Below are 25487 nucleotides of genomic sequence, written 5' to 3'. Positions count from 1 at the left end.
TTCCCATCTCGGGGTTCTACCCGCCCCCCGCTGCGGGGCGGGCGTTTGCCCCCAGTTTACATGACGGCCCCCCCCCGGGCCCCCCCCCCAGGTAGCGGGGGGGCCCACGGCGCTCATGGCTCGCCGGCTACGGGAGGTCAGCCGTTGCGCTTCCAGCGCGGCTTGTCCTCGCGGCGCCCGAAGGAACCGCCGCCACGGTGGTCGTCACGGCGGCCGTAGGGACGCTCGTGACCGCCGGTGCGGAAGCCGGGGCGGTCGCCCTGGCGGTCGCGGTTGAACGGGCGGTCGCTGCCGCGGTGGCCGCCGCGCTCGTCACGACGTTCGAAGGAACGGGCGGGACGCTCGTCACGGCGGAAGCCACCACGGTCGCCACCGTCACGGCGTTCGAAGGAACGGCCACCGCTGTCGCCGTCACGGCGCTCGAACGAACGGCCACCGCGGTCGCCGTCACGACGCTCGAAGGAGCGACCGCCACGGTCGTTGTCCCGGCGCTCGTCGCGGCGGAAGCCACCACGCTCGCCACCGTCACGACGGTCGAAGGAACGGCCACCACGGTCGCCGCTGTCGCTGCGGCCACCACGGTCGCCCCGGTCGTCGCGGCGGTCGAAGGAGCGGCCGCCACGGTCGTCACGGCGCTCGAACGAACGGCCACCACGGTCATCACGGCGCTCGAACGAACGGCCACCACGGTCGCCGTCACGACGCTCGAAGGAGCGACCGCCACGGTCGTTGTCCCGGCGCTCGTCGCGGCGGAAGCCACCACGCTCGCCACCGTCACGACGGTCACGGCGCTCGTAGGAGGAGGACCCGGAACGCTCGGGCCGCTCGGGCCGCTCGAAGCGCTCGACGTCCCGCGCCGCCACCTGCTCCGGCACCGACACCTCGACGACGTCCGGCAGCTCGGCCGCCTCGGCCACCGCGGTCTGCGCCTCGGCGACCGCGGCCTCCGGGTCCTCGCCGCGCTCACGGGCGACCCGGGCGACCAGCCGGTCGGCCTCGTCGCGCAGCTCGGCGGCGCGCCGCTGCGCCCGCTCCAGCTGCTTGGTGAGGTGGGCGACCTCGCGCTCGGCCTGCTGCGCGGCGTTGCCCGCGGACTCGGCCTGCACCTCGGTCATCGACCGGGCGCCGGTGATCTCGGCGACCTCGGGGTCGAACGCGCCGGCGCCCTGGATGATGTGGCGCGAGGCGTCGACGCCCGCGTCCTCCATCAGGCGGAAGATCTGGCGGCGCTGGTGCGGCAGGGAGAGCGACACCACCGTGCCGGTGCGCCCGGCACGCGCGGTGCGGCCGGCCCGGTGCAGGTAGTCCTTGTGGTCGCCGGCGGGGTCGACGTTCAGCACGAGGTCGATGCCGTCGACGTGGATGCCGCGCGCGGCGACGTCCGTCGCGACGAGCACGTTGACGTACCCGTCCTTGAAGTCCGCCAGCGTCCGGGTCCGGGCGCCCTGCGTCATGCCGCCGTGCAGCGCCTCGGCCTTCGCGCCGGCGTCGCGCAGCTGCTCGGCGACCCGGTCGGCGCCCAGCTGGGTGCGGACGAAGATGATGGTGCGGCCCTTGCGGGAGGCGATCGCGGCGGTGACCGGGGCCTTGTCCTTGGGCTTCACGATCAGGATGTGGTGCGACATGGTCGTCACCGCGCCCTGGGCCGCGTCGACCTCGTGCGAGACCGGCTCGTTCAGGTAGCGGTCGACGAGGGTCTGGATCTCGTTCTCCATCGTCGCGGAGAACAGCATCCGCTGGCCGCCCGCCGGAACCTGGTCCAGCAGCTCGGTCACCTCGGGCAGGAAGCCCAGGTCGGACATCTGGTCGGCCTCGTCGAGGACGGTGATCTGCACGTCCTCCAGCGAGCAGGCGCCGCGGCCGATGATGTCGCGGAGCCGGCCGGGGGTGGCGACCAGCACGTCGACGCCCCGCTCCAGGGCGTAGATCTGGTTCCCCATCGACGTACCGCCGCACACCACCTTCATCTTCAGCCCGAGGACGTCCCCGTACGGCTGGAGCGCGTCGGCGACCTGCATCGCCAGTTCGCGGGTGGGGGTGAGGATGACGGCGCGGGGGCGCTTCTTCTCGGTGCGGCCGCCGGCCAGCGTGGCCAGGGTCGGCAGGCCGAAGGAGAGGGTCTTGCCGGAGCCGGTGCGGCCACGGCCGAGGATGTCCTTGCCGGTCAGGGCGTCCGGGATGGTCGCGGCCTGGATCGGGAAGGGGGTGGTCACACCGTTCTGCGCGAGCTTGCGCACGACGCCCTCGGGCAGGCCGAGGCCGGAGAAGGTGATCTCGGGTACCTCGGGTACCTCGGGGGTCTGGTCGTCGCCCGCGGGCATGACGGCATGATCAGTACTGGCGATGGACATACGTCTGCGAAACCTTCCGGAGTCTCATCGGCACGCGCCCGTCAACTCCGTGATTCGCACACGACCGCCTCAATGCGGTCCGCCACGGTAAGGGAGAGTACGCGCCACACGGCGCGCTCTGCGGTGGCGCCGGGCAAATGGGATCAAACGATCTACCACCATACGCACCCACCACCCCAGAAGGCAAACCGGTCCGGAAATGCCTGGTCGGCGCGGCTACGAGGGCCGGGGGGAGGCGCCTCACGCCAGGAAAGCCGGCCCTAGGCCGGCGACCCCGCCTCCGGCGCCGGCTCCCGCTGGACCAGTTGGGGGCTCGTGTCCTCGTGCGCCGACGAGGACGGCTCCGCGACCGTCGGCTCCGGGGTGGTGGGCGGCTCCGGCGTCGGTGGGGGCGGTTCCGGAGCCGTGGTGGTGCGGGTGGGGGTCGGCTCGGGCGGGGGCAGCGGCGGATCGCCCGGTTTGACGGTGTGCCCGGGCTTGGCCGGCGCCGAGCCCGACGCGGTCGCCCCCGGCGCCTTCGCCGAACCGGACGGGGCGGACGACCCACCCGGCGACGCCGAGCGACCGCCCTTCCCGTCCTTTCCGCGCACATGATCGGCGCCGCCCGCGGCCCCGCCGCCCGCGACGCCACCACCGGACCAGGCCGTTCCTCCGTCGGGCGCCTCGCCGCCCCGTGGTCCGGCCGAGTGCGAGGGCCTGGCCCGGTCGCCGTCGTCGTCACCCACGCTCATACAGCCGGTGGCAGCGGCGACGGCCACGACGGTGGCGGCCAGGCGGACAGGTACGTACAAGGGGCGCACGGGCAGCCACCTCCGAGGCGGGGTGATGGAGTCAACGTGCCCAACTCCCGCCGCCCACAAGAGGACACGCGCCCCGTTACCCGTATCCCAATGCGTGCAGCCGCGCGTCGTCGATCCCGAAGTGGTGGGCGATCTCGTGCACGACCGTGACCTCGGTCTCGGCGACGACCTCCTCACGGGTCCCGCACATCCGCAGCGTCGGCCCCCGGTAGATCGTGATCCGGTCCGGCAGCACCCCCGCGTACCACTCCCCACGATCTGTCAGCGGCGTCCCCTCGTACAGCCCGAGCAGGTCGGGATCGTCGGCGGGCGGTTCGTCCTCGACGAACACCGCGACGTTGTCCATGAGCCGCGTCAGCTCCGGCGGGATCCGGTCCAGCGCCTCGGCGACCAGTTCCTCGAACTCCTCGCGCGTCATCTCCAGCACAGGCCCATTGTCCGGTACGCCACCCCGGTTCGAGACCCCCGCCACCACGCGGGTACGACCCGCTCGGCGCGGCATACCCGTATGCCCACGTGGGCATACGGGACCAATGGCCCGCGTCCCAGCCGCAGTCCTGACCACCATGAGCCGTTTCCGTATCCGCCGCCGCCCCCGCCCCACCACCGAAACCGCACTCGTCCCCTCACCTCCGAACCGCTGGACCAGGGCCCTGGGCCTGATGGCCGTCGTCCTGCTGGGCGCGTGGCTCGGGCTGCTCGTCGTCGGAAACGTCCGGGTCCCGGTCGGCCCGATGGACACGACGATGACCCTGCGCCCGTCCCTCACCGGCGGCACGAAGATCAACGTCTCCCCGCTGGGCGCCCTGCACCTGGACAGCCACAGCGCCCCGGTCCGGCTGGACGTGAACGTCGACCAGCTCGACCCGGAGCGCTCCCAGGCCCTGGTCGACCACCCCGAGCGCATCTCGGGCCTCCAGGACGAGGTCGCCCGGGACGTCGGCCACGGCGCCCTCGACCTGGCCGTGCGCTCCTGCGTGGCCGTCGTCGCCGGCGCGACCGCGCTCGGCCTCGCCGTCTACCGCCGCCCGCGCCGCGCCCTCGCCGCCGGGGGTATCGCGCTCACCCTGCTGGCGGCCTCGGGGGCGACGGCGTACACCACCTGGAATCCCAAGTCGGTCCTGGAGCCGAGGTTCTCGGGCCTGCTGTCGTCCGCCCCCTCCCTGGTCGGCGACGCGCGCAGCATCGTCACCGAGTTCGACGTCTACCAGCAGGAGTTGGCGCGCCTGGTGACGAACGTGACGAAGCTCTACGACGCCACCTCCACGCTCCCCGCGTACCGGCCGGACCCGACCACCATCCGTGTCCTGCACGTCTCGGACATCCACCTCAACCCGGCGAGCTGGAAGATCATCGCTTCGTTGGTCGAGCAGTACGAGGTGAACGTGATCGTCGACTCGGGGGACACGATGGACCACGGCACCTCCGCCGAGAACGGGTTCCTCGATCCGATCGAGGACCTGGGCGCCCCGTACGTGTGGGTGCGCGGCAACCACGACTCGCGGCTCACCCAGCGCTATCTGGAGGACCTGAAGAACGTGCACGTCCTCGACGACGGCCGCGCGGTGTCGGTGGCGGGGCTGCGGTTCGCGGGTATCGGCGACCCCCAGTTCACCCCCGACCGCAGCAACAAGCCCGGCGCCGCGGCCTCCCAGGAGCTGGCCGGCGCCCGCCTGGCCACCGCCCTGCGCGACCAGAGCGCCGCCGGCACCCCGGTGGACGTGGCCGTCGCCCATGAGCCGCAGGCCGCGCGGCAGACGGACGGCGAGGTTCCGCTGGTCCTGGCGGGCCATGTGCACCACCAGGAGATGGAGGTGCTGCCGTACGGCACCCGGCTGCGCATCGAGGGCTCGACCGGCGGCAGCGGACTGCGCGCGGTGGAGGACGCGCATCCGGACCCGATCGAGGCGTCGATCCTCTACTTCGACCGCGACACCCACCGCCTCCAGGCCTGGGACGCGATCCGCCTGGGCGGCCTCGGCCTCACCACGGCGGAGGTCAGCCGCCATCTGGTCGAGGAGAACCAGCCGGGGGCCACACCGTCGGACCAGCCGGGAGCCACACCCTCGGACCAGCCGGGAGCCACACCCTCGGGCCGGCCAGGGTCCACGCCGTCCCGCAGCCCGTCCCCCGTTCCCTCCGGCGAGCGAAGTCCGTAAACCGTTTTGGCGATCCCTCCCGCCATCCCATATGCTTCTCACGTCCCCGACGCGCTGAGAAGCGCGCAGGCGGGCCGATAGCCCTCATCGTCTAGCGGCCTAGGACGCCGCCCTTTCAAGGCGGTAGCACGGGTTCGAATCCCGTTGGGGGCACGCAGTTCGGTGTGCGACACTTGGCTACATTGGTTCGCGCACCATCCACACCTGGTCCTGTGGAGCAGTTTGGAGTGCTCGCCACCCTGTCAAGGTGGAGGCCGCGGGTTCAAATCCCGTCAGGACCGCTGAGGTTTCCCTGAAACCTCCTGGCTGGGTAGCTCAGTTGGTACGAGCGATCGCCTGAAAAGCGATAGGTCGCCGGTTCGACCCCGGCCCCAGCCACCGCAGAAGCCCCCGTCGAGATCATCGACGGGGGCTTCGTGGTGCCTCCGTGCCCGCGCCGGCACGAAATCATTCGCCAGGGATTTCCCGAGGATGAGATCCTGGAACCCGTATGTCTACGCAGCCTGCCCTCGCCCCCCGCCTGACGGACCTCTCCCTGCGCGACGCGCATCGGCTCGGCCGCAGGCTCGAAGGCGCACGCAAGATCCGCAAGCCGGAGGCCCGTGCCGCCGTACTCGCCGAGATCGAGGCGGAGATCGAGAAGGCCGAGGCCCGGATGGCCGACCGCCGGGCGCAGGCGCCCGTGGTCAGCTATCCGCCGCAGCTTCCCGTCAGCCAGAAGAAGGACGCGATCGCGGACGCCATCCGCGACCACCAGGTCGTGATCGTCGCCGGTGAGACCGGGTCCGGGAAGACCACGCAGATCCCCAAGATCTGCGTGGAGCTCGGCCGGGGCGTCCGCGGCATGATCGGCCACACCCAGCCCCGCCGTATCGCCGCCCGCACGGTCGCCGAGCGGGTCGCCGAGGAGCTCGACACGCCGCTCGGCGAGGCCGTCGGCTGGAAGGTCCGCTTCACCGACCAGGTGAACCCGGACGCCACCTTCATCAAGCTGATGACCGACGGCATCCTGCTCGCCGAGATCCAGACCGACCACGAGCTGCGCGCCTACGACACGATCATCATCGACGAGGCCCACGAGCGGTCCCTCAACATCGACTTCCTGCTGGGCTATCTCGCGCAGCTGCTGCCGAAGCGGCCGGACCTCAAGGTCGTCATCACCTCGGCGACCATCGATCCCGAGCGCTTCTCGCGGCACTTCGGCGACGCCCCGATCATCGAGGTCAGTGGACGGACCTATCCCGTCGAGGTGCGCTACCGGCCGCTCCTCGAGGACGACTCCGACGACGCCGACCGCGACCAGATCACGGCGATCACGGACGCCGTCGAGGAGCTGATGGGCGAGGGCAAGGGCGACATCCTCGTCTTCCTCTCCGGTGAGCGGGAGATCCGCGACACGGCGGACGCGCTGGAGAAGAAGAAGTACAGATTCACCGAGGTCCTCCCGCTGTACGCACGGCTCTCGCACGCCGAGCAGCACCGCGTCTTCCAGCAACACACGGGACGCAGGATCGTTCTGGCGACCAACGTCGCCGAGACCTCCCTCACCGTCCCGGGCATCAAGTACGTCATCGACCCCGGCTTCGCCCGTATCTCGCGCTACAGCCACCGCACCAAGGTCCAGCGGCTGCCCATCGAGCCGATCTCCCAGGCCAGCGCCAACCAGCGCAAGGGCCGCTGCGGCCGGACGTCCGACGGCATCTGCATCCGCCTCTACAGCGAGGACGACTTCGAGGCCCGCCCGGAGTTCACGGACGCGGAGATCCTCCGTACGAACCTGGCGAGCGTCATCCTGCAGATGACCGCCGCCGGCCTCGGCGACATCGAGAAGTTCCCCTTCATCGACCCGCCGGACCACCGCAACATCCGCGACGGCGTGCAGTTGCTCCAGGAGCTGGGCGCGCTGGACCCGGCGCAGAAGGACACCCGCAAGCGGCTCACGGACACCGGCCGCAAGCTCGCCCAGCTCCCGGTCGACCCGCGACTGGCCCGGATGGTCCTGGAGGCCGACAAGAACGGCTGTGTCCGCGAGGTCATGGTCATAGCCGCCGCGCTCTCCATCCAGGACCCCCGCGAGCGCCCCGCGGACAAACAGACCCAGGCCGACCAGCAGCACATCCGCTTCCGGGACGAGACCAGCGACTTCCTCGCCTACCTCAACCTCTGGCGCTACCTCCGCGAGCAGCAGCGGGAGCGCGGCTCGTCGTCCTTCCGCCGCATGTGCAAGCAGGAGTACCTCAACTTCCTGCGCATCCGCGAATGGCAGGACATCTACACCCAGCTGCGCACGGTCGCCAAGCAGATGGGCATCCACCTCAACGAGGACGACGCCCCCGCCGACCGCATCCACACCTCCCTCCTCGCCGGCCTCCTGTCCCACATCGGGATGAAGGACGTGAAGGACGGCAACAAGAACGAATACCTGGGGGCGCGCAGCGCCAAGTTCGCGATCTTCCCCGGCTCGGCGCTCTTCAAGAAGCAGCCCCGCTTCGTGATGTCCGCCGAACTCGTCGAGACCTCCCGCCTCTGGGCCCGCGTCAACGCCAAGATCGAACCCGAGTGGGTCGAGCCCCTCGCCGGGCACCTGATCAAGCGGACGTACAGCGAACCGCACTGGGAGAAGGACCAGGCGGCCGTGATGGCGTACGAGAAGGTCACGCTGTACGGCGTGCCGATCATCGCCCAGCGCAAGGTGAACTACGGCCGGATCGACGCGGAGGCCAGCCGCGAGCTGTTCATCCGGAACGCGCTGGTCGAGGGCGACTGGCGGACCCACCACAAGTTCTTCGCCGACAACCGCCGGCTCCTCAGCGAGGTCGAGGAGCTGGAGCACCGCGCCCGGCGCCGCGACATCGTGGTCGACGACGAGACCCTGTACGACTTCTACGACCAGCGGGTGCCCGAACACGTCGTCTCGGGCGCGCACTTCGACTCCTGGTGGAAGCACAAGCGGCACGAACAACCGGACTTCCTCGACTTCGAACGCGAGATGCTCATCCGCGAGTCGGCGGAGGCGGTCACCAAGGCGGACTACCCGGATTCCTGGCGCCAGGGCCCGCTCAAGTTCAGGGTCACCTACCAGTTCGAGCCGGGTGCGGACGCCGACGGCGTCACCGTCCACGTCCCGCTCCAGGTCCTCAACCAGGTCACCGACGAGGGCTTCGACTGGCAGATCCCGGGCCTGCGGGAGGAAGTGGTCACGGAGCTCATCCGCTCCCTCCCCAAGCCGATCCGCCGCCACTACGTGCCCGCGCCGAACTTCGCCAAGCGCTTCCTGGACACCGCCGCCCCCCTCCAGGAGCCGCTCACCACCACCATGGCCCGCGAGTTGAAGCGGATGGTCGGCGTGCCCTTCACCGCCGACGACTTCGACTGGTCCAAGGTCCCCGACCATCTGCGGATCACCTTCCGCATCGTCGACGAGCGGCGCCGGAAGCTGGCCGAGGACAAGGATCTGGAGACGCTGAGGCTCCAGCTCAGGCCGAAGGCCCGCAAGGCCCTCTCGCAGGCCGCCGCGGCCACCGCGGAGCGCAGCGGCGGCGAGTCCGTCGAGCGCCAGGGCCTGACCGACTGGACCATCGGCACCCTCACCCGCGTCTTCGAGACCCGCCGCGCCGGCCAGCCGGTGAAGGCGTACCCGGCGCTCGTCGACGACGGACCGACGACGAACACGGTCTCCGTACGCCTCTTCGACACGGAGGCGGAGCAGGCCGAGGCCATGTGGAAGGGCACGCGCCGGCTCATCCTGCGCAACATCCCGGTCAACCCCGCGAAGTTCGCGTCCGAAAAGCTGACCAACGCCCAGAAGCTCGCCCTGTCAGCCAACCCGCACGGTTCCATCCAGGCCCTGTTCGACGACTGCGCGACGGCGGCCGCGGACAAGCTGATCGCCGACTTCGGGGGGCCTGCGTGGGACGAGGAGTCGTACCGCAGGCTCTACGAGAAGGTGCGTGCCGAGATCGTCGACACGACCGTGCGCACGGTGGACCAGGTGCAGCAGGTCCTCGCCGCCTGGCAGGCCTGTGAGCGCCGCCTGAAGGCCGTGCGCAGCCCCGCGCTGCTGGCGAACCTCCAGGACGTGCGGGGGCAGTTGGACGCCCTTGTGAAGCCCGGCTTCGTGACGGCTGCGGGGCTGAGCCGGCTGCCGCACCTCATGCGCTACCTGGTGGCCGCGGACCGGCGTCTGCAGCAGATGCCGACGAACGTCCAGCGGGACACCACGCGCATGGCGAAGGTCCAGGAGATGCAGGACGAGTACGCGTGGCTCCTGGAGCAGATGCCGCAGGGCCGGCCGGTCCCCGCCGCCGTCCGGGACATCCGCTGGATGATCGAGGAGCTGCGCGTCAGCTACTTCGCGCACGCGCTGGGCACGGCGTACCCCGTCTCGGACAAGCGGATCGTGAAGGCGATCGACGCGGTGGCGCCGTGACCGGCCCCGCACGTTAAGTGAGTTCGACCAGGCGGCCGCGCTCCTGTAGAGTCTCTTCTCGCAGCGCAACGCAGGAATCGCGCCGCGAAACCTGGTCCTGTGGAGCAGTTTGGAGTGCTCGCCACCCTGTCAAGGTGGAGGCCGCGGGTTCAAATCCCGTCAGGACCGCAGCAAGATGAGGCCCGCATCCCGGCAAGGGACGCGGGCCTCCTTCATGACCACACCCTCGAGCCCGGGTTCTTCGGAGTCCGGGCTCCTTCGTGTGCCCCTGCGCCGCCTTGACGGCGTCACATTCCGTCGGTACTCAGAAACCAGGGCAACACGCCCGCTGGGCCCCCGGAGGTGGCGTATGGCGGCATCGGTGAGGCATGAGACGCGGGCGTTGCTTCGGGCGCACCTCGCGGCCGCGTCGTCGTACCGGCATCTGACCCGGCACTGCCCGGTCTGCCATCGGCTGCTGCGCCTCGCCCTCGCCATGGATCCCACCCCGCACGCGACGGACGCCCCCGAGGAGTGCGTCGAGGACGAGCGTCCCGCCGGCGCATGAAGGCCCCACAGCCCCAACTCCCTTACCGTACATAGGCCAGAGGCAACAAGCACGCTGGCATGTGACGGGAGTCACCGCATGAGTTTCTGAAACAGCGGTACTTACCCATCTCCTACAACTGGTCAATTTAATATGTGCAATTGCACCCCTCCGAGGGGTCTCCTCACGGCAGCTCCGACACCCCTCCCCAGACTCCGACAAGCCCGCCCACAGGCTCGCCATCGTGCGCACAAAAAAGATCGCGCTGGACCCGGCGGAGTCCAGCGCGATCGATGACGCACCCTGCCAGTTGCCCGAAGGCTCTGGGCGTGGGCCCTGTTGGGGCAGAACCCGCGTCGGTCGGAGCGTGGTTGCGGACGCCTCGGCAGGTTGGGGGGCCAGCCGATTTGCCCTGTTATTGAGCTGTTCAGGCCTCGCTGCGCTGCTGCGGGATGCCCGCGAGCAGAGCGCGCACCTCAGCCTCGCGGTAGCGGCGGTGCCCGCCGAGCGTACGGATGGAAGTGAGCTTGCCGGCCTTCGCCCACCGCGTGACCGTCTTCGGGTCGACGCGGAACATCGTGGCGACCTCAGCCGGGGTCAGCAGCGGCTCGGCATCAGGGGTGCGAGCGGTCATGAGCGGCCTCCTCGGGAGAACCGAACCTTCTCGGTTCTTTCCTCTAAATTCTGCACCTTGACCCGCGTTGCCCGAAATGGCGGACGCGAGTCGAGTCGGTTATAGGACGAACGGCTTGTCCTCGGCACTACAACTACACCATCTGTCCAGCCGCGTCGGCCAAACCGATGGAATTGCCCTCCCAGGTGTTCATCAGCGACGGATGCCGATGGACCAGGCCATAGCGGACAGTCACGCCACTGTGACGATCAGTCACAGGGCGATCAGGAGTCGTCAGACCCCCCAAAGCGCGCAATACGTAGATTCCGCCCACAGTTGAACACACCAGGACGGACGGAGTCCTCCCCGGACTCCTTGTCCTATTTTGGCATGAGGATGGGCAAGGGACGCAAGAGACGTGTACGTGCGCTCCATCACGCTTGTCGCATGCATCACACTCTTGACGCATACGCCCAGATCGGGCCCTAGATCCCTTGTTGACGCCCCGTAAGCTACGTCACAGAACGTACGTCAGTTCGCCGAACGCAGGTCTCGCACCGACCGCCAGCGCTCCACCAGCCGCGCGTACGCCTCGCCCGCCGCGACCCCGTCACCCAGGCGCAGCGCCTCGATCCCCTCGGCCACGTCGGCCGCCGAGTGGTCGCCCTCCAGGTCACCGGTCGGCAGGGCGTGCACCAGCCCGCCGTAGTCCAGCTCGACCAGGGAGCGCGGGTGGAACTCCTCCAGCCAGCGTCCGACGTCCACCAGGCCGTCGATCAGCGGCCCCTCGTCCATGGCGTTCCGCAGCGTGCGCAGGCCACGGGCCACCCGGCGGCGGGCCTGGACCATGGGCGTGCGGTAGCGCAGCACGGGCGGGGCCGCGTCGGTGCCCCTGGAGCCCTTGTCGTACTCCCGCTCCTCGTCCGAGACGAGGACGAACCAGTTCAGCGGCACCTGCCAGGTCGCCGTACGGATCCAGGGCCGGGCGTCCGGGTTGCCGACCAGCCAGCGCTCGTAGTCCTGGGTCGCCTGGTGGCGCAGGACCGGCGGCAGCACGGCGTCCAGCAGCGGGGGCGGGAGCTCCTCGGCGAGATCGCCGAGCGCCTGCCAGCCGCGCAGCCGGGTCCGCCAGGGGCAGACATGGACCACCCCGTCGGCCTCCAGCACGAAGGCGTCCGCGCTCTCGTGCACCGGCACGGGCACGGGCGGGGTGGGCAGCAAGTCGGCCAGGGAGCGGCGGAGTTCGTCCTGGTACGAGGGGCGCTCCGGGCGGCGGGCGTAGCGCGCCCAGTGATCGCGCTCAGGCTCCGGGAAGGCCGCCAGCGGCTCGTACACGCGCAGGTACGCCGCATAGGGGACGATCACCGAGGACACCTTGGGCACGCCTGCTCCCTCCCCCGCCGCCTGCCGGGGAAAACTGCGGAACCCGCCCACAAACGTGCGGGAAAACTATGCAAATCGTCGCACGGACGTACTCCGTGCGGAGGTGATCCTGAGCACTGCTCGGTCGGCGGGGCCGAGAGGCTCTAATCTCGTGCTCACAGGCCCCGCCACCCGCACGGGACCCCGTCCGATCGCCGCTTTTTACCTCAGGAGTCACCACCGTGACCGACGTAACCGGCGCACCTGCTGATGTACTGCACACCCTGTTCCACTCGGACCAGGGCGGACATGAGCAAGTCGTGCTCTGCCAGGACCCCGCGAGCGGCCTGAAGGCCGTGATCGCCCTCCACTCCACCGCCCTCGGCCCCGGCCTCGGTGGTACCCGCTTCTACCCGTACGCGAACGAGGCCGAGGCCGTCGCCGACGCGCTCAACCTCGCGCGGGGAATGTCGTACAAGAACGCCATGGCCGGGCTGGACCACGGCGGCGGCAAGGCGGTGATCATCGGCGACCCCGAGCGGATCAAGAGCGAGGAGCTCCTGCTCGCCTACGGGCGCTTCGTGGCCTCGCTCGGTGGCCGGTACGTCACGGCCTGCGACGTCGGCACGTACGTCGCCGACATGGACGTCGTGGCCCGCGAATGCCGCTGGACCACCGGCCGCTCCCCCGAGAACGGCGGGGCCGGCGACTCGTCCGTCCTCACCGCCTTCGGCGTCTACCAGGGCATGCGCGCCTCCGCCCAGCACCTGTGGGGCGACCCGTCGCTGCGAGGCCGCCGGGTCGGCATCGCAGGCGTCGGCAAGGTCGGCCACCACCTGGTGGAGCACCTGATGGCGGAGGGCGCCGAGGTCTACGTCACGGACGTGCGCGAGGACGCCGTGCGCCGGGTCACCGAACGGCACGCGAGCGTCACGGCGGTCGCCGACACCGACGCGCTGATCCGCGTCGAAGGCCTCGACATCTACGCCCCCTGCGCGCTCGGCGGGGCACTGAACGACTACTCCGTGCCGGTGCTGACCGCGCGGGTGGTGTGCGGCGCGGCCAACAACCAGCTGGCCCATCCGGGTGTCGAGAAGGATCTCGCCGACCGCGGGATCCTCTACGCGCCCGACTACGTGGTGAACGCCGGCGGCGTCATCCAGGTCGCCGACGAGCTTCACGGCTTCGACTTCGACCGGTGCAAGGCGAAGGCGGCGAAGATCTACGACACCACGCTGGCCATATTCGCACGTGCGAAGACCGATGGGATTCCGCCGGCCGCCGCGGCCGACCGGATCGCCGAGCAGCGGATGGCGGAGGCTCGCGCGGCGCGCGGATGGTGACGTTCCGCGGGCCTCATCCGAGGGTTTGAGCGGTACCTGCCGGTCGACAGTTGGAGAGAACTCTCACTTCGACCGGCGGGTCGTCCGCCGATAAGTGGTTAAAATCGCCACTGACCAGCGAGGACAGGGCGCCTCAAAGGTTGTGGGCACACGCGCGTGCTGCGGGCGACGTACCGTATGGGCGCGGGCTCAGGTACCGTGGAAGCCCTACGGACCGGTCTCTCCACGGAGAGCCCGTGCCGGATCATGAACGCGTGTCAAGACTCTGGGGCCGTCGAGCCCCGTCGTTGAGGGGGTCGAGCCATGGGGCGCGGCCGGGCCAAGGCCAAGCAGACGAAGGTCGCCCGCCAGCTGAAGTACAACAGCGGTGGGACAGATCTCTCACGCCTGGCCGAGGAGCTGGGCGCATCGACTGCGAATACGTCACCGAGTACGACGAGTACGAACGGTGACCGATTCGAGGACGATGAGCAAGACGACGACCTGTACGCACGGTACGCCGACCTCTATGAGGACGACGACGAGGACGAGGAAGGCCAGTCCTCACATCGTCGCGGCGCTTGACCTTGCACTGAGCACCCACCCGGTCGGTGACCCCTGGTTACCGACCGGGTTCTGTGCTGCCCGCACGGAGCTCAGCTGTCGTAGTCACCGACGAGGGCCGCGCCCGTGGTGTGCTCGCCACGGTCCGTGATCTCGCCGGCGACCCATGCCTCGACCCCGCGGTCGGCCAGGGTCGCCAGTGCCACCTCGGTGGACTCCTGCGGGACGATCGCGATCATGCCGACGCCCATGTTGAGGGTCTTCTCCAGCTCCAGGCGTTCGACGTCACCCGTCCTGCCGACGAGGTCGAAGACCGGCGCCGGGGTCCAGGTGGAGCGGTCCACGATCGCGTGCAGGCCGTCCGGGACGACACGGGCCAGGTTGGCCGCGAGGCCGCCGCCGGTGACGTGGCTGTAGGCGTGCACCTCGGTGGTGCGGGTGAGGGCGAGGCAGTCCAGCGAGTAGATCTTCGTCGGCTCCAGCAGCTCCTCCCCGAGGGTGCGGCCGAGGTCGTCGATGTGGGCGTCGAGGGACAGGCCCGCCTGGTTCAGCAGGACGTGCCGGACCAGCGAGTACCCGTTCGAGTGAAGACCGGAGGACGCCATGGCGATGACGGCGTCACCCGTTCGGATGCGATCCGCGCCGAGCAGCCGGTCGGCATCCACCACGCCCGTACCGGCGCCGGCGACGTCGAAGTCGTCCTCGCCCAGCAGCCCGGGGTGCTCGGCCGTCTCGCCCCCCACGAGGGCGCAGCCGGCCAGCACACAGCCTTCGGCGATGCCCTTGACGATGGCGGCGACCCGCTCGGGGTGGACCTTGCCGACGCAGATGTAGTCGGTCATGAACAGCGGCTCGGCGCCGCACACCACGATGTCGTCCATGACCATCGCGACCAGGTCGTGTCCGATCGTGTCGTACACACCCATCTGGCGGGCGACGTCGACCTTGGTGCCCACGCCGTCCGTGGCGGAGGCGAGGAGCGGGCGCTCGTAGCGCTTGAGGGCGGAGGCGTCGAAGAGGCCGGCGAAGCCGCCGAGGCCGCCGAGGACCTCGGGGCGCTGCGTCTTCTTCACCCACTCCTTCATCAGCTCGACCGCGCGGTCGCCCGCCTCGATGTCGACACCGGCAGCCGCGTAGGAAGCACCGGAATCAGGACCCGTCGCCGGAGGCGACTGATTGTCTGCAGCAGACATTGCCTGGATCTTTCGGGTTGGTGATACGAGGCTTGAGTGCCTACGGACGGCGGATCGCGTCGGCCGCGGCCGTGGCCGCCGGACCGGCCGCCAGCTCGGTCTCCAGAAGCTGCTTGCCCAGCAGCTCTGGGTCCGGGAGCTCCATCGGGTACTCACCGTCGAAGCAGGCGCGGCACAGGTTCGGCTTGGCGATGGTGGTCGCCTCGATCATGCCGTCGATGGAGATGTAGGACAGCGAGTCGGCGCCGAGCGAGGTGCCGATCTCCTCGATCGACATGCCGTTGGCGATCAGCTCGGCGCGGGTGGCGAAGTCGATGCCGAAGAAGCAGGGCCACTTCACGGGCGGCGAGGAGATCCGGATGTGGACCTCGGCCGCGCCGGCCTCGCGGAGCATGCGGACCAGGGCGCGCTGGGTGTTGCCGCGGACGATCGAGTCGTCGACGACGACCAGCCGCTTGCCCTTGATGACTTCCTTCAGCGGGTTCAGCTTCAGCCGGATACCGAGCTGGCGGATCGTCTGGGAGGGCTGGATGAACGTACGTCCGACGTACGCGTTCTTCACCAGACCCGCACCGAAGGGGATGCCGGAGGCCTCGGCGTAGCCGATGGCGGCCGGGGTGCCGGATTCCGGGGTGGCTATCACCAGGTCGGCCTCGACGGGGGCCTCCTTGGCGAGGCGGCGGCCCATCTCGACCCGGCTCAGGTACACGTTCCGGCCGGCGATGTCGGTGTCCGGACGGGCCAGGTACACGTACTCGAAGATGCAGCCCTTGGGCTTCGCGTCCGCGAATCGGGAGGTGCGCAGGCCGTTCTCGTCGATGGCGATGAACTCGCCCGGCTCGACCTCGCGCACGAAGCTGGCGCCGACGATGTCGAGGGCGGCGCTCTCGGACGCCACGACCCAGCCGCGCTCCAGGCGGCCGAGGACCAGCGGGCGGATGCCCTGCGGGTCGCGGGCGGCGTACAGCGTGTGCTCGTCCATGAAGACGAGGCTGAAGGCTCCCCTGACCTGCGGCAGGACGACCGGGGCGGACTCCTCGACGGTCAGCGGCTTGCCGTCGGCGTCGACCTGCGCGGCCAGCAGGGCCGTCAGCAGGTCGGTGTCGTTGGTCGCGGCCACCCGGGTGGTACGGCCGTCCTGCTTGGGCAGTTCGGCGACCATCTCGGCGAGCTTGGCCGTGTTGACCAGGTTGCCGTTGTGGCCGAGGGCGATGGAGCCGTGCGCGGTCGCGCGGAACGTCGGCTGGGCGTTCTCCCACACCGAGGCACCGGTGGTGGAGTAGCGGGCGTGACCGACCGCGATGTGGCCCTGCAGGGAACCGAGCGACGTCTCGTCGAAGACCTGGGAGACCAGGCCCATGTCCTTGAAGACGAGGATCTGGGAGCCGTTGCTGACCGCGATTCCCGCGGATTCCTGGCCCCGATGCTGGAGGGCGTAGAGCCCGAAGTACGTGAGCTTTGCGACCTCTTCACCCGGAGCCCAGACACCGAAGACGCCGCATGCGTCCTGGGGGCCCTTCTCGCCGGGAAGCAGATCGTGATTGAGTCGACCGTCACCACGTGGCACGCCACCGAGTGTAGGCGAGGTCGTCCACTGGTCCGAATTGGGGATACCGGGCGGTAACGGATCACTTCCCCGCGACGGCCGTGACCGTCTCGCCGTTTTCGCTGGTCAGCGTCAGGCTGTGGTGTTCCAGACGGTAGGTCACCGTGCCGTCGAAGAGGCGCAGGAGGCGCTTTTCGGTCGCCATGAGTGAGGCTTCGCACATCATGCGGGTGGTGGAGGCGGGGCCGAGCGTGATGCTGCCGTCGCGGACGGTGGCCTCGGCGGTCACCTTGTTGCAGGTGAGCCGGCCGCCGACCTGGCCGGTGGCCTTGTCGAAGGTGAGGTGCGCCTTGCCCTCGGCGCCCTCGGGGAGGGACTCCGCGGTGCCGTCCGGGCCGCCCTTGCCGAGGGAGGTGACCGTCCATTTCGTGCCGTACAGCGGGGCTGCCTGCTCCTCCGTCAGGCGGACGGTGTCGCCGGCGTCCGTGGTGAGGGTCAGACGGCCGCCGCCGACCTCGGTCTTCAGGGCGCCGTCGGCGAGGGTGCGGGCGAGGTTCTCCTCGAAGGTCATGGGCTTCTCCCCGCAGGCCATCTCGGTCGTCGTCGCGTCGGCGAACCGGACCCGGTCGCCGTCGAAGGATGCCTGCGCGCTGAAGTGGTTGCAGCCGTAGTTGCCCTGGGCCTTGCCGTTGTCGTCGATCGTGACGTGCGCGTCGGCGGGGGCGTCGTGCTTCTTGCCGTCGACCGTGACGCTCTCGACGCTCCAGTGGACGCCCGTGACGGGCTTCGAGGCGTCGGCCGTCGTGCTTCCCGCCTGCTCGCTGCCACAGGCGACGGCGAGCGGGAGGAGGGCGAGGGCCGCGGTGAGGGTGATGTGCTGCTTCTGCCTGGACATGCCGATTCGACGGGGTGGATGGGGTGATTGGTTCCCCTCTCAGGCCATCAGAGGAAGGAGTTTCCCCAGATCGGCCCGTTCCCCGCTCGCGCTCACTTTCGCCTCGGCGACGGCGTCCGGCCAGGCGAGGCGTCCGGTCGCGAGCCGGATCCAGGTCAGCGGGTCCGTCTCGACGACGTTGGGCGGGGTGCCGCGCGTGTGCCGCGGCCCCTCGACGCACTGCACCACGGCGTACGGCGGGATCCGCACCTCGGTCGAACCGCCGGGGGCCTTCGCGGCGAGCGCGTCGGCGAGGAGCCGGGTGGCCGCGGCGAGGGCCTGCCGGTCGTAGGGGACCTCAAGGCCCGGCACGGCGGCGTTCAGGTCGTCGGTGTGGACGACCAGCTCGACGGTGCGGGTGACGACGTAGTCGGCCAGGGGGAGCGCGCCGGCGCTGGTGGGGAGCAGACGGGTGCCCTGGTGCGCGTCGAGGTCGGCGGTGAAACGCCGCTCGACGTCGGCGAGGTGGGCGTCCAGGCCGGGATGCCGCTCGGCGAGGTTCCGGGCGGTGCGGGCGATGGCCGGTGCGTCGGCGGCGATGGCGGACGGCCAGTCGGGCAGCCGCGCGTCCTGCCGCACGGGCTCGGCCTCGTCGAGCAGCCGGCTCACGGCCGCGAGCGTCATCCCGATGTGCGCTACGAGGTCCCGCACGGCCCAGTCCCCCAGCCGCGTGGGCAACGCGAGCTGTTCGTCCGTGAGCCCCCGGACGGCCCCGCGGACGGCTCCGAACTGAGCGAGCACGGCGGCGCGGGTCCTGACGGGGTCGTAGGTGCGGGCGCGTTTCCTGGCCGGTGACATGAGCGTGAGCCTACGGCCGGGCGCACCGGGACGGGCGCCGGGACCACGAAGGCCCCGCCCGATACCGGGCAGGGCCTTCGCCGTGGGACGACCGCCTACGCGATCAGGGCCGGGATCGTGGCCTCGTGGGACTCGCGGAGTTCCTCCAGGGTGAGGGTGAACTCGCCCTGGAGGTCGATCGTGGTGCCGTCGACGACACCGACGCGGGTGGCCGGGAGGGCCCGGGCGCCGCACATGTCGGTGAAGCGCAGTTCCTCGGAGCGGGGGACGGCGACGATCGCGCGGCCCGCGGACTCGGAGAACAGGAACGTGAAGGCGTCCAGGCCGTCGGGGACGACCAGGCGGGCGCCCTTGCCGCCGAGCAGTGCCGACTCGACGACCGCCTGGATCAGGCCGCCGTCCGACAGGTCGTGCGCGGAGTCGATCATGCCGTCGCGCGAGGCGGAGATCAGGATCTCGGCCAGCAGACGCTCGCGCTCCAGGTCGACCTCGGGCGGCAGACCGCCGAGGTGGTCGTGGACGACCTGGGACCAGGCCGAGCCGCCGAACTCCTCACGGGTGTCGCCGAGGAGGTAGAGCAGGTGCCCTTCCTCCTGGAAGCCGACCGGGGTGCGGCGGGCCACGTCGTCGATCACGCCGAGGACGGCGACGACCGGCGTCGGGTGGATCGCCGCCTCGCCCGTCTGGTTGTAGAGGGAGACGTTGCCCCCGGTCACGGGCGTGCCCAGCTGCTGGCAGGCGTCCGCCAGACCCCGAACCGCCTCCGCGAACTGCCACATCACCGCCGGGTCCTCGGGGGAGCCGAAGTTCAGGCAGTCGGAGACGGCGAGCGGCTTCGCGCCGGTCGTGGCCACGTTCCGGTAGGCCTCCGCGAGGGCCAGCTGCGCGCCCTTGTACGGGTCGAGCTTGGCGTAGCGGCCGTTGCCGTCCGTCGCGATGGCGACGCCGAGGCCGGTCTCCTCGTCGATCCGGATCATGCCGGAGTCCTCGGGCTGTGCGAGCACCGTGTTGCCCTGGACGAAGTGGTCGTACTGGGACGTGATCCACTTCTTCGACGCCTGGTTGGGGGACGCCACCAGCTGCAGGACCTGGTCCTTCAGGTCCTCGCTCGACGCCGGCCGCGGCAGCTTGTTCGCGTCGTCCGCCTGGAGCGCGTCCTGCCAGGACGGGCGGGCGTACGGACGCTCGTACACCGGGCCGTCGTGGGCGACGGTCCGCGGGTCGACGTCGACGATCTTCTCGCCGTGCCAGTAGATCTCCAGGCGGTCGCCGTCAGTCACCTCACCGATGACCGTGGCGATGACGTCCCACTTCTCGCAGATCTCCAGGAAGCGGTCGACCTTGCCCGGCTCGACGACCGCGCACATCCGCTCCTGCGACTCGCTCATCAGGATCTCCTCGGGGGAGAGCGTCGAGTCGCGCAGGGGTACGTCGTCGAGAACGACCGTCATGCCGCCGGACCCGTTGGACGCCAGCTCGGACGTCGCGCAGGACAGGCCCGCCGCGCCGAGGTCCTGGATGCCGACGACCAGCTTCTCGGCGAACGCCTCCAGGGTGCACTCGATGAGGAGCTTCTCCTGGAACGGGTCGCCCACCTGGACGGCGGGGCGCTTGGAGGGCTTCGCGTCGTCGAAGGTCTCCGAGGCGAGGATCGACGCGCCGCCGATGCCGTCGCCTCCGGTCCGGGCGCCGTACAGGATGACCTTGTTGCCCGCGCCGGACGCCTTCGCGAGGTGGATGTCCTCGTGCCGCATCACGCCGATGGCTCCGGCGTTGACGAGCGGGTTGCCCTGGTAGCAGGAGTCGAAGACGACCTCGCCGCCGATGTTGGGCAGGCCCAGGCAGTTGCCGTAGCCGCCGATGCCGGCGACGACGCCGGGCAGGACGCGCTTGGTGTCGGGGTGGTCGGCGGCGCCGAAGCGCAGCGGGTCGACCACCGCGACCGGGCGGGCGCCCATCGCGATGATGTCGCGGACGATGCCGCCGACACCGGTGGCCGCGCCCTGGTAGGGCTCGACGTACGACGGGTGGTTGTGCGACTCGACCTTGAAGGTGACCGCGTAACCCAGGCCGACGTCCACGACACCGGCGTTCTCGCCGATGCCGACCAGCAGCGCGTCGCTCTGCGGCGCCTTCTCGCCGAACTGGCGGAGGTGGACCTTGGAGGACTTGTAGCTGCAGTGCTCGGACCACATCACCGAGTACATGGCGAGTTCTGCGCCGGTCGGGCGGCGGCCGAGGATCTCCACCACCCGCTCGTACTCGTCCTTCTTCAGACCGAGTTCGGCCCAGGGCAGCTCGACGTCGGGGGTCGCGGCCGCGTGCTCGACCGTGTCCAGAGGCGTCCGGCTCATGCGTTGACCAGCTTCTTGAGGATCGAGGTGAAGAAGGGCAGGCCGTCGGTGCGGCCGGTGCCGATGAGGGACTCGACGGCGTGCTCCGGGTGCGGCATGAGGCCTACGACGTTCCCGGCCGCGTTGGTGACGCCGGCGATGTCGCGCTGCGAACCGTTGGGGTTGACGTCCAGGTAGCGGAAGGCGACCCGGCCCTCGGCCTCCAGCTCGTCGAGCGTGCGCTCGTCGGCGACGTACTGCCCGTCGATGTTCTTCAGCGGGATGTGGATCTCCTGGCCCGCGCTGTAGTCACTGGTCCAGGCGGTCCGGTCGTTCTCCACCCGCAGCTTCTGGTCGCGGCAGATGAAGTGCAGGTGGTTGTTCCGCAGCATCGTGCCGGGCAGCAGATGGGCCTCGGTGAGGATCTGGAAGCCGTTGCAGATGCCGAGGACCGGCAGTCCGGACTTCGCCTGCTCGATGAGGGGCTCCATCACCGGCGAGAAGCGGGCGATGGCGCCGGCGCGCAGGTAGTCGCCGTAGGAGAATCCCCCGCACAGCACCACGGCGTCGACCTGCTTGAGGTCCTTGTCCTTGTGCCAGAGGGCGACGGGTTCGGCGCCGGCGATACGGATCGCGCGCTGGGTGTCCCGGTCGTCGAGGCTGCCCGGAAAAGTGACGACGCCAATACGAGCGGTCACTTGGCGGCCTCCGCGACTTCCTCCACCTTGACGGTGAAGTCCTCGATCACAGTGTTGGCGAGGAAGGATTCCGCGAGCTCGTGGATGCGGGCGAGCGCGGCCTCGTCGACCGGTCCGTCCACTTCCAGTTCGAATCGCTTTCCCTGACGTACGTCGGAGATCCCGTCGAAACCGAGGCGCGGCAGTGCGCGCTGCACCGCCTGGCCCTGGGGGTCGAGGATCTCCGGCTTGAGCATGACGTCGACTACGACGCGTGCCACTGGCACTCCCGGTGTGTGGTGCTGAGCAGGTCCCTTCAGACTACCCGCACAAAATTTCTACGCGGGTAGAGTTGTAGGAAGCTACGGATCGATGGTCACGGTCATGCATCGACAGCGCGCGTTCACGAAAAGTTCCGGGAAAGATGCGAGATCCACCCGCGAGAGCTATTGCGTCGGGACACGCGGAGAGATTTAGTCGGGCTTCACAATGCTTTGCCGGGCACTGTACAAATGAATTGGCAAAAGCCGACACTCGGCATGTCGTCGCAGCTGAGCTGGATAGACGTGCCGTACGAAGGGACCGATATTCGTGGCGCAGAAGGTCGTGGTCACTCTCTTTGACGACATCGACGGCTCGGAAGCGGCGGAAACGATCGCCTTCGGACTCGACGGCAAGTCGTACGAGATCGACCTGAATGAAGCCAATGCCAAGAAACTGCGTAAGGCGCTCGCGCCCTACGTGGACGCCGGCCGCAAGCGGTCGAGGTCGGGCAAGGCCTACCGGCAGACGGAGGTCGCCCCCGATCCGGCGGCCGTACGGGCCTGGGCGCAGGCCAACAAGATGGACGTACCCGCGCGGGGCCGTATCCCCAAGAAGGTCTACGAGGCGTTCACCGCGGCGCAGTGAATCCGGCCGCCCGAACCGACTCCGTGGGCCGGCTCCGACGGGCGTTCAGCCGCCCCTCGGAGCAACCGACTTGCACAGCACCCCAGGTGATCAGCTAGAGTCTGGAGCACGCCGACGGGCAGGGCGGAAAACCCCAGCTCACGGAGTACATGCGGGTGTAGTTCAGTAGTAGAACATCCCCCTTCCAGGGGGAAGGCGCAGTGTGCGATTCCTGTCACCCGCTCTGCACAGCCGTCCGGACCACTCTTGTGGATCAGGTAGGCTGGTGCTCGCACCGATCGGTGAAGGCCGGTCGGCGGCAATGCGGACGTAGCTCAGTTGGTAGAGCGCAACCTTGCCAAGGTTGAGGTCGCGAGTTCGAGCCTCGTCGTCCGCTCTCTTTCCGAAGGCCCCGGTCAATGACCGGGGCCTTCGGCATATGCGCTGGAGACCGTCTCCTGCCCAGGGACCAGGCGTCTGACATTTGTCATGACCAGTGATGACACCGCGCACTGCTTCCGGGCATTCCGCGCCGGGATGCTGAAGCCATGAACACGAACGAGCACGAGCACGTGATTGAGGTCACGGATCTGAGCCGTGTCTACGGGGGCGGGTTCGAGGCGGTACGCGGGATCACGTTCCACGTGAAACATGCCGAGGTCTTCGCGCTGCTGGGCACCAACGGGGCGGGCAAGACGTCGACCGTCGAACTGCTGGAAGGCCTCGCGGCACCGTCCGGGGGCCGGGTCCGGGTGCTGGGGCACGACCCCTTTGCCGAGCGCGCCGCCGTACGGCCGCGGACCGGAGTGATGTTGCAGGAGGGCGGCTTCCCCTCCGAGCTGACCGTCGCGGAGACCGTCCGGATGTGGGCCGGCTGTACGAGCGGGGCGCGGCCCGTGGGCGAGGCGCTGGAGCTGGTCGGGCTCGGTCGGCGGCCCGACGTCCGTGTGAAGCAACTGTCCGGGGGTGAACGGCGGCGGCTCGACCTGGCCCTGGCCCTGCTCGGCAAACCCGAGGTGCTGTTCCTGGACGAGCCGACGACCGGACTGGACGCCGAAGGGCGGCGGGACACCTGGGAGTTGGTCCGGGAGCTCCGGGACGCCGGGACGACGGTGCTGCTGACCACGCACTACCTGGAGGAGGCCGAGGGCCTCGCCGACCGGCTGGCGATCCTGCACCAGGGGCAGATCGCGGAGACCGGGACCCCGGCAGAGGTGACGGCGACCCAGCCGGCCCGGATCTCCTTCGAGCTGCCCGAGTCCTATTTCCTCGGAGACCTGCCGGCCCTCGGCGAGCTGGGGGTCGTCGGGCACGAGACGGACGGGCGGTCGGTGCGGCTGCGCACCCACGAGGTGCAGCGGACGGCCACCGAGCTGCTGGTGTGGGCGCGGGGCGCCGGAGTCGAGCTACGCGGGCTTGATGTGCGATCGGCCTCACTGGAGGAGGCGTTTCTGCGGATCGCCGGGCAGGCTTCGGCCGCCGCGGCGGAGAACGAAGGGGTGGCGGCATGAGCAGCACCACGGCCGGAGGCCGGATGACCTCGCTGGCCCGGGCGGAGTTGACGTTGCTGGGGCGCAGCCGTGCCACGCTCGTCACGGCGGTGGCCGTACCGCTGCTGCTGCCGCTCAGCGTGCGCGCCGCCATCGACGAGATGGACCTCGCGGACGCCGGACTCACGGTCGGCACGGTGCTGCTGCCCGCCGCCGTCGGCTTCTCCCTGCTCTTCGCCGTCTACTCGGCCCTGACCAGCGCCTATGTCGTGCGCCGGGAGGAGCTCGTCCTGAAGCGGCTGCGCACCGGTGAGCTGCGGGACAAGGAGATCCTGCTCGCGACCGCGTTGCCGGCGTCGGCGATCGGGCTGGCGCAGTGTGTGCTGATGGCGGTCGGCGGCACGGTGCTGCTCGACCTCGGTGCGCCGCCCGCGCCCCATCTGGCGGTCGCGGGAGTGCTGATGGGGCTCGTGCTGTGCGGGGCACTGGCCGCGGTCACCGCCACCTTCACCAGGACCGCCGAGAGCGCACAGGTGACCAGCCTGCCCCTGCTGTTCGTGTCCATGCTCGGCTCGGGTGTGACCGTCCCTCTCGAAGTGCTGCCCGACCGGGTCGCCTCGGTGTGCGAGCTGCTGCCGCTGACACCGGTCATCACGCTGGTGCGCGCCGCGTGGACCGGCGATCTGCCGGCCTACGAGGCGCTGGGGGCCCTGGCCGTCGCGCTGGCCTGGACCTGCCTCGCCGTGTTTGCTGTACGGCGGTGGTTCCGGTGGGAGCCGCGGCGCTGACGGACGGGAGTGGCGGTCGGATGTCCAGGCCGGGGAGATGGTGGCGGAGCAAGAGCACACCGGCGAAGGTGGAGACGTACACGCGGTGGTCGTTCCACTTCTTCCCGGTCGTCGAGGTCGGGCTGTGCGGCCTGCCGCTCTTCGGCGGGGTCGGGCTGCCGCTCGCGGGCTGGCTGTTCTCGCTGATCTGCGGGCACGCGGCGCTCTGCTCGCTGGTCAGTGTCCGGGCGCTGGACTGGGTGCGCGGCCTGCGTCCCCAGCCCCTGCGGATGATGTGGGCGCTGGGCGTGTTCACCGCGGCCTCCGTCGTCCTCGTGCTCGTGGTCCTCGACCGCCGGCCGGCCGACGACGACACCGCCACCGCGCTCGGCACCATGACCGCCGCCCTGCTGTCGTTCGGCGTGGGCGCGCTGGCCCTCGGCGTCCGCGACCGGCGCCGGGTGGTGGGCCTGGTGCTCGGCTTCTCGGCAGGGACCGCTTCGACGGCCGTCGCGCTGGGCAGTCCGGTGTCCGAGGCGCTGGTCACGGCGTTGGCGGCGCTGTTCGCGACCGGTTTCCTCGCGTTCACGTCCGTCTTCTCCGTCTGGCTGCTCAACGGCGTCTACGAACTCGACGCCGCCCGCGAGACCCGGGCGCGGCTCGCCGTCGCGGAGGAACGGCTGCGGTTCGGGCGGGACATGCACGACGTGGTGGGACGCAACCTCGCCGTGATCG

The 25487-nt window shown here is 70.0% G+C and carries 20 protein-coding genes, 6 tRNA genes and 1 pseudogene; 15 read left to right on the top strand and 12 right to left on the bottom strand.

The annotated features are described in order from the left end of the window. Positions 1 to 137: 137 nt before the first annotated feature. The 3 genes from AB0O67_RS26595 to AB0O67_RS26585 all read right to left on the bottom strand — a co-directional run bounded on the left by AB0O67_RS26595 (position 138) and on the right by AB0O67_RS26585 (position 3578). Positions 138 to 2351 (bottom strand): DEAD/DEAH box helicase, encoded by a 2214-nt coding sequence (locus tag AB0O67_RS26595; protein ID WP_365454847.1) that lies wholly within the window; start codon positions 2349 to 2351, stop codon positions 138 to 140. Between the two features lie 260 nt (positions 2352 to 2611). Next, positions 2612 to 3151: a hypothetical protein gene (locus tag AB0O67_RS26590; RefSeq protein ID WP_365454844.1), complete on the bottom strand. Its 540-nt coding sequence runs from the start codon at positions 3149 to 3151 to the stop codon at positions 2612 to 2614. A 76-nt stretch (positions 3152 to 3227) separates the two neighbouring features. Further along, positions 3228 to 3578: a metallopeptidase family protein gene (locus AB0O67_RS26585; RefSeq protein ID WP_365454841.1), complete on the bottom strand. Its 351-nt coding sequence runs from the start codon at positions 3576 to 3578 to the stop codon at positions 3228 to 3230. Between the two features lie 106 nt (positions 3579 to 3684). Here AB0O67_RS26585 and AB0O67_RS26580 point away from each other — a divergent pair, with 106 nt between their 5' ends. From AB0O67_RS26580 to AB0O67_RS26550, 7 genes are all read left to right on the top strand, one after another. Beyond that, the gene (locus AB0O67_RS26580) at positions 3685 to 5310 is read left to right on the top strand and encodes a metallophosphoesterase (RefSeq protein WP_365454838.1); all 1626 of its coding nucleotides are present in this window, start codon (positions 3685 to 3687) and stop codon (positions 5308 to 5310) included. Between the two features lie 80 nt (positions 5311 to 5390). After that, positions 5391 to 5463, top strand: a tRNA-Glu gene (locus tag AB0O67_RS26575). Between the two features lie 53 nt (positions 5464 to 5516). Continuing rightward, positions 5517 to 5591: transfer RNA gene (locus tag AB0O67_RS26570), tRNA-Asp, on the top strand. A 23-nt stretch (positions 5592 to 5614) separates the two neighbouring features. Further along, positions 5615 to 5688 (top strand) — tRNA-Phe (locus AB0O67_RS26565). 112 nt (positions 5689 to 5800) lie between these two features. Beyond that, a complete protein-coding gene (hrpA, locus tag AB0O67_RS26560; RefSeq protein ID WP_365454835.1) occupies positions 5801 to 9739 on the top strand; it encodes an ATP-dependent RNA helicase HrpA in 3939 nt (1312 codons plus the stop codon). Between the two features lie 93 nt (positions 9740 to 9832). Beyond that, positions 9833 to 9907, top strand: a tRNA-Asp gene (locus tag AB0O67_RS26555). A 181-nt stretch (positions 9908 to 10088) separates the two neighbouring features. Then, positions 10089 to 10286 carry a DUF6274 family protein gene (locus AB0O67_RS26550; protein ID WP_365454832.1) on the top strand — a complete coding sequence of 66 codons (198 nt, stop codon included), beginning with the start codon at positions 10089 to 10091 and terminating at the stop codon, positions 10284 to 10286. Between the two features lie 406 nt (positions 10287 to 10692). On the opposite strand, the gene bldC is transcribed toward AB0O67_RS26550, so the two are convergent. Both bldC and AB0O67_RS26540 read right to left on the bottom strand, forming a co-directional pair. Continuing rightward, a complete protein-coding gene (gene bldC / locus AB0O67_RS26545) occupies positions 10693 to 10899 on the bottom strand; it encodes a developmental transcriptional regulator BldC (protein ID WP_003949541.1) in 207 nt (68 codons plus the stop codon). Positions 10900 to 11409: 510 nt separating this feature from the next. After that, entirely contained in the window at positions 11410 to 12261 is an 852-nt protein-coding gene (locus AB0O67_RS26540; RefSeq protein WP_365454829.1) for a hypothetical protein, read from the bottom strand. A 221-nt stretch (positions 12262 to 12482) separates the two neighbouring features. Here AB0O67_RS26540 and AB0O67_RS26535 point away from each other — a divergent pair, with 221 nt between their 5' ends. Both AB0O67_RS26535 and AB0O67_RS26530 read left to right on the top strand, forming a co-directional pair. Then, a complete protein-coding gene (locus AB0O67_RS26535; protein WP_365454826.1) occupies positions 12483 to 13583 on the top strand; it encodes a Glu/Leu/Phe/Val dehydrogenase in 1101 nt (366 codons plus the stop codon). A gap of 303 nt (positions 13584 to 13886) precedes the next feature. Continuing rightward, complete coding sequence (locus AB0O67_RS26530; RefSeq protein WP_365454823.1) at positions 13887 to 14147, top strand: DUF3073 domain-containing protein; 261 nt, start codon at positions 13887 to 13889, stop codon at positions 14145 to 14147. 71 nt (positions 14148 to 14218) lie between these two features. On the opposite strand, the gene purM is transcribed toward AB0O67_RS26530, so the two are convergent. From purM to purS, 7 genes are all read right to left on the bottom strand, one after another. Then, a complete protein-coding gene (gene purM, locus AB0O67_RS26525; RefSeq protein WP_365454820.1) occupies positions 14219 to 15319 on the bottom strand; it encodes a phosphoribosylformylglycinamidine cyclo-ligase in 1101 nt (366 codons plus the stop codon). 40 nt (positions 15320 to 15359) lie between these two features. Beyond that, on the bottom strand, positions 15360 to 16886 hold the full coding sequence (purF, locus tag AB0O67_RS26520) for an amidophosphoribosyltransferase (RefSeq protein WP_365454817.1): 1527 nt from the start codon (positions 16884 to 16886) through the stop codon (positions 15360 to 15362). A gap of 61 nt (positions 16887 to 16947) precedes the next feature. Next, positions 16948 to 17760 (bottom strand): META domain-containing protein, encoded by an 813-nt coding sequence (locus AB0O67_RS26515; RefSeq protein ID WP_365454814.1) that lies wholly within the window; start codon positions 17758 to 17760, stop codon positions 16948 to 16950. A gap of 39 nt (positions 17761 to 17799) precedes the next feature. Then, complete coding sequence (locus AB0O67_RS26510) at positions 17800 to 18597, bottom strand: sterol carrier family protein (protein ID WP_365454811.1); 798 nt, start codon at positions 18595 to 18597, stop codon at positions 17800 to 17802. Between the two features lie 95 nt (positions 18598 to 18692). Further along, positions 18693 to 20951 (bottom strand): phosphoribosylformylglycinamidine synthase subunit PurL, encoded by a 2259-nt coding sequence (purL, locus tag AB0O67_RS26505; RefSeq protein ID WP_365454808.1) that lies wholly within the window; start codon positions 20949 to 20951, stop codon positions 18693 to 18695. Beyond that, positions 20948 to 21628 (bottom strand): phosphoribosylformylglycinamidine synthase subunit PurQ, encoded by a 681-nt coding sequence (purQ, locus tag AB0O67_RS26500; protein WP_365454805.1) that lies wholly within the window; start codon positions 21626 to 21628, stop codon positions 20948 to 20950. Before purQ ends, purL begins: the two co-directional genes overlap by 4 nt. Continuing rightward, positions 21625 to 21888, bottom strand: coding sequence for a phosphoribosylformylglycinamidine synthase subunit PurS (gene purS, locus AB0O67_RS26495; protein ID WP_053763366.1), 264 nt, complete (start codon positions 21886 to 21888; stop codon positions 21625 to 21627). Before purS ends, purQ begins: the two co-directional genes overlap by 4 nt. Positions 21889 to 22198: 310 nt before the next feature. Here purS and AB0O67_RS26490 point away from each other — a divergent pair, with 310 nt between their 5' ends. From AB0O67_RS26490 to AB0O67_RS26465, 6 genes and pseudogenes are all read left to right on the top strand, one after another. Then, positions 22199 to 22516 carry an Lsr2 family protein gene (locus AB0O67_RS26490; protein WP_365454801.1) on the top strand — a complete coding sequence of 106 codons (318 nt, stop codon included), beginning with the start codon at positions 22199 to 22201 and terminating at the stop codon, positions 22514 to 22516. 151 nt (positions 22517 to 22667) lie between these two features. Next, positions 22668 to 22739: transfer RNA gene (locus AB0O67_RS26485), tRNA-Gly, on the top strand. An 80-nt stretch (positions 22740 to 22819) separates the two neighbouring features. Next, positions 22820 to 22892, top strand: a tRNA-Gly gene (locus tag AB0O67_RS26480). 151 nt (positions 22893 to 23043) lie between these two features. Next, a complete protein-coding gene (locus tag AB0O67_RS26475; protein ID WP_365454798.1) occupies positions 23044 to 24006 on the top strand; it encodes an ABC transporter ATP-binding protein in 963 nt (320 codons plus the stop codon). Further along, positions 24003 to 24773 (top strand): ABC transporter permease, encoded by a 771-nt coding sequence (locus AB0O67_RS26470; RefSeq protein WP_365454795.1) that lies wholly within the window; start codon positions 24003 to 24005, stop codon positions 24771 to 24773. The genes AB0O67_RS26475 and AB0O67_RS26470 overlap by 4 nt, the downstream gene beginning before the upstream one ends. Before the next feature lie 68 nt (positions 24774 to 24841). Then, positions 24842 to 25487, top strand: a pseudogene (locus AB0O67_RS26465) (sensor histidine kinase); the annotation flags it as partial.

Origin of the sequence: Streptomyces sp. NPDC086077 (genome assembly GCF_040686175.1) — a bacterium.
GTDB lineage: Bacteria > Actinomycetota > Actinomycetes > Streptomycetales > Streptomycetaceae > Streptomyces.
Note: the sequence above shows the minus strand (reverse complement) of the source record. Positions and strands in the feature narration are given on the sequence as shown.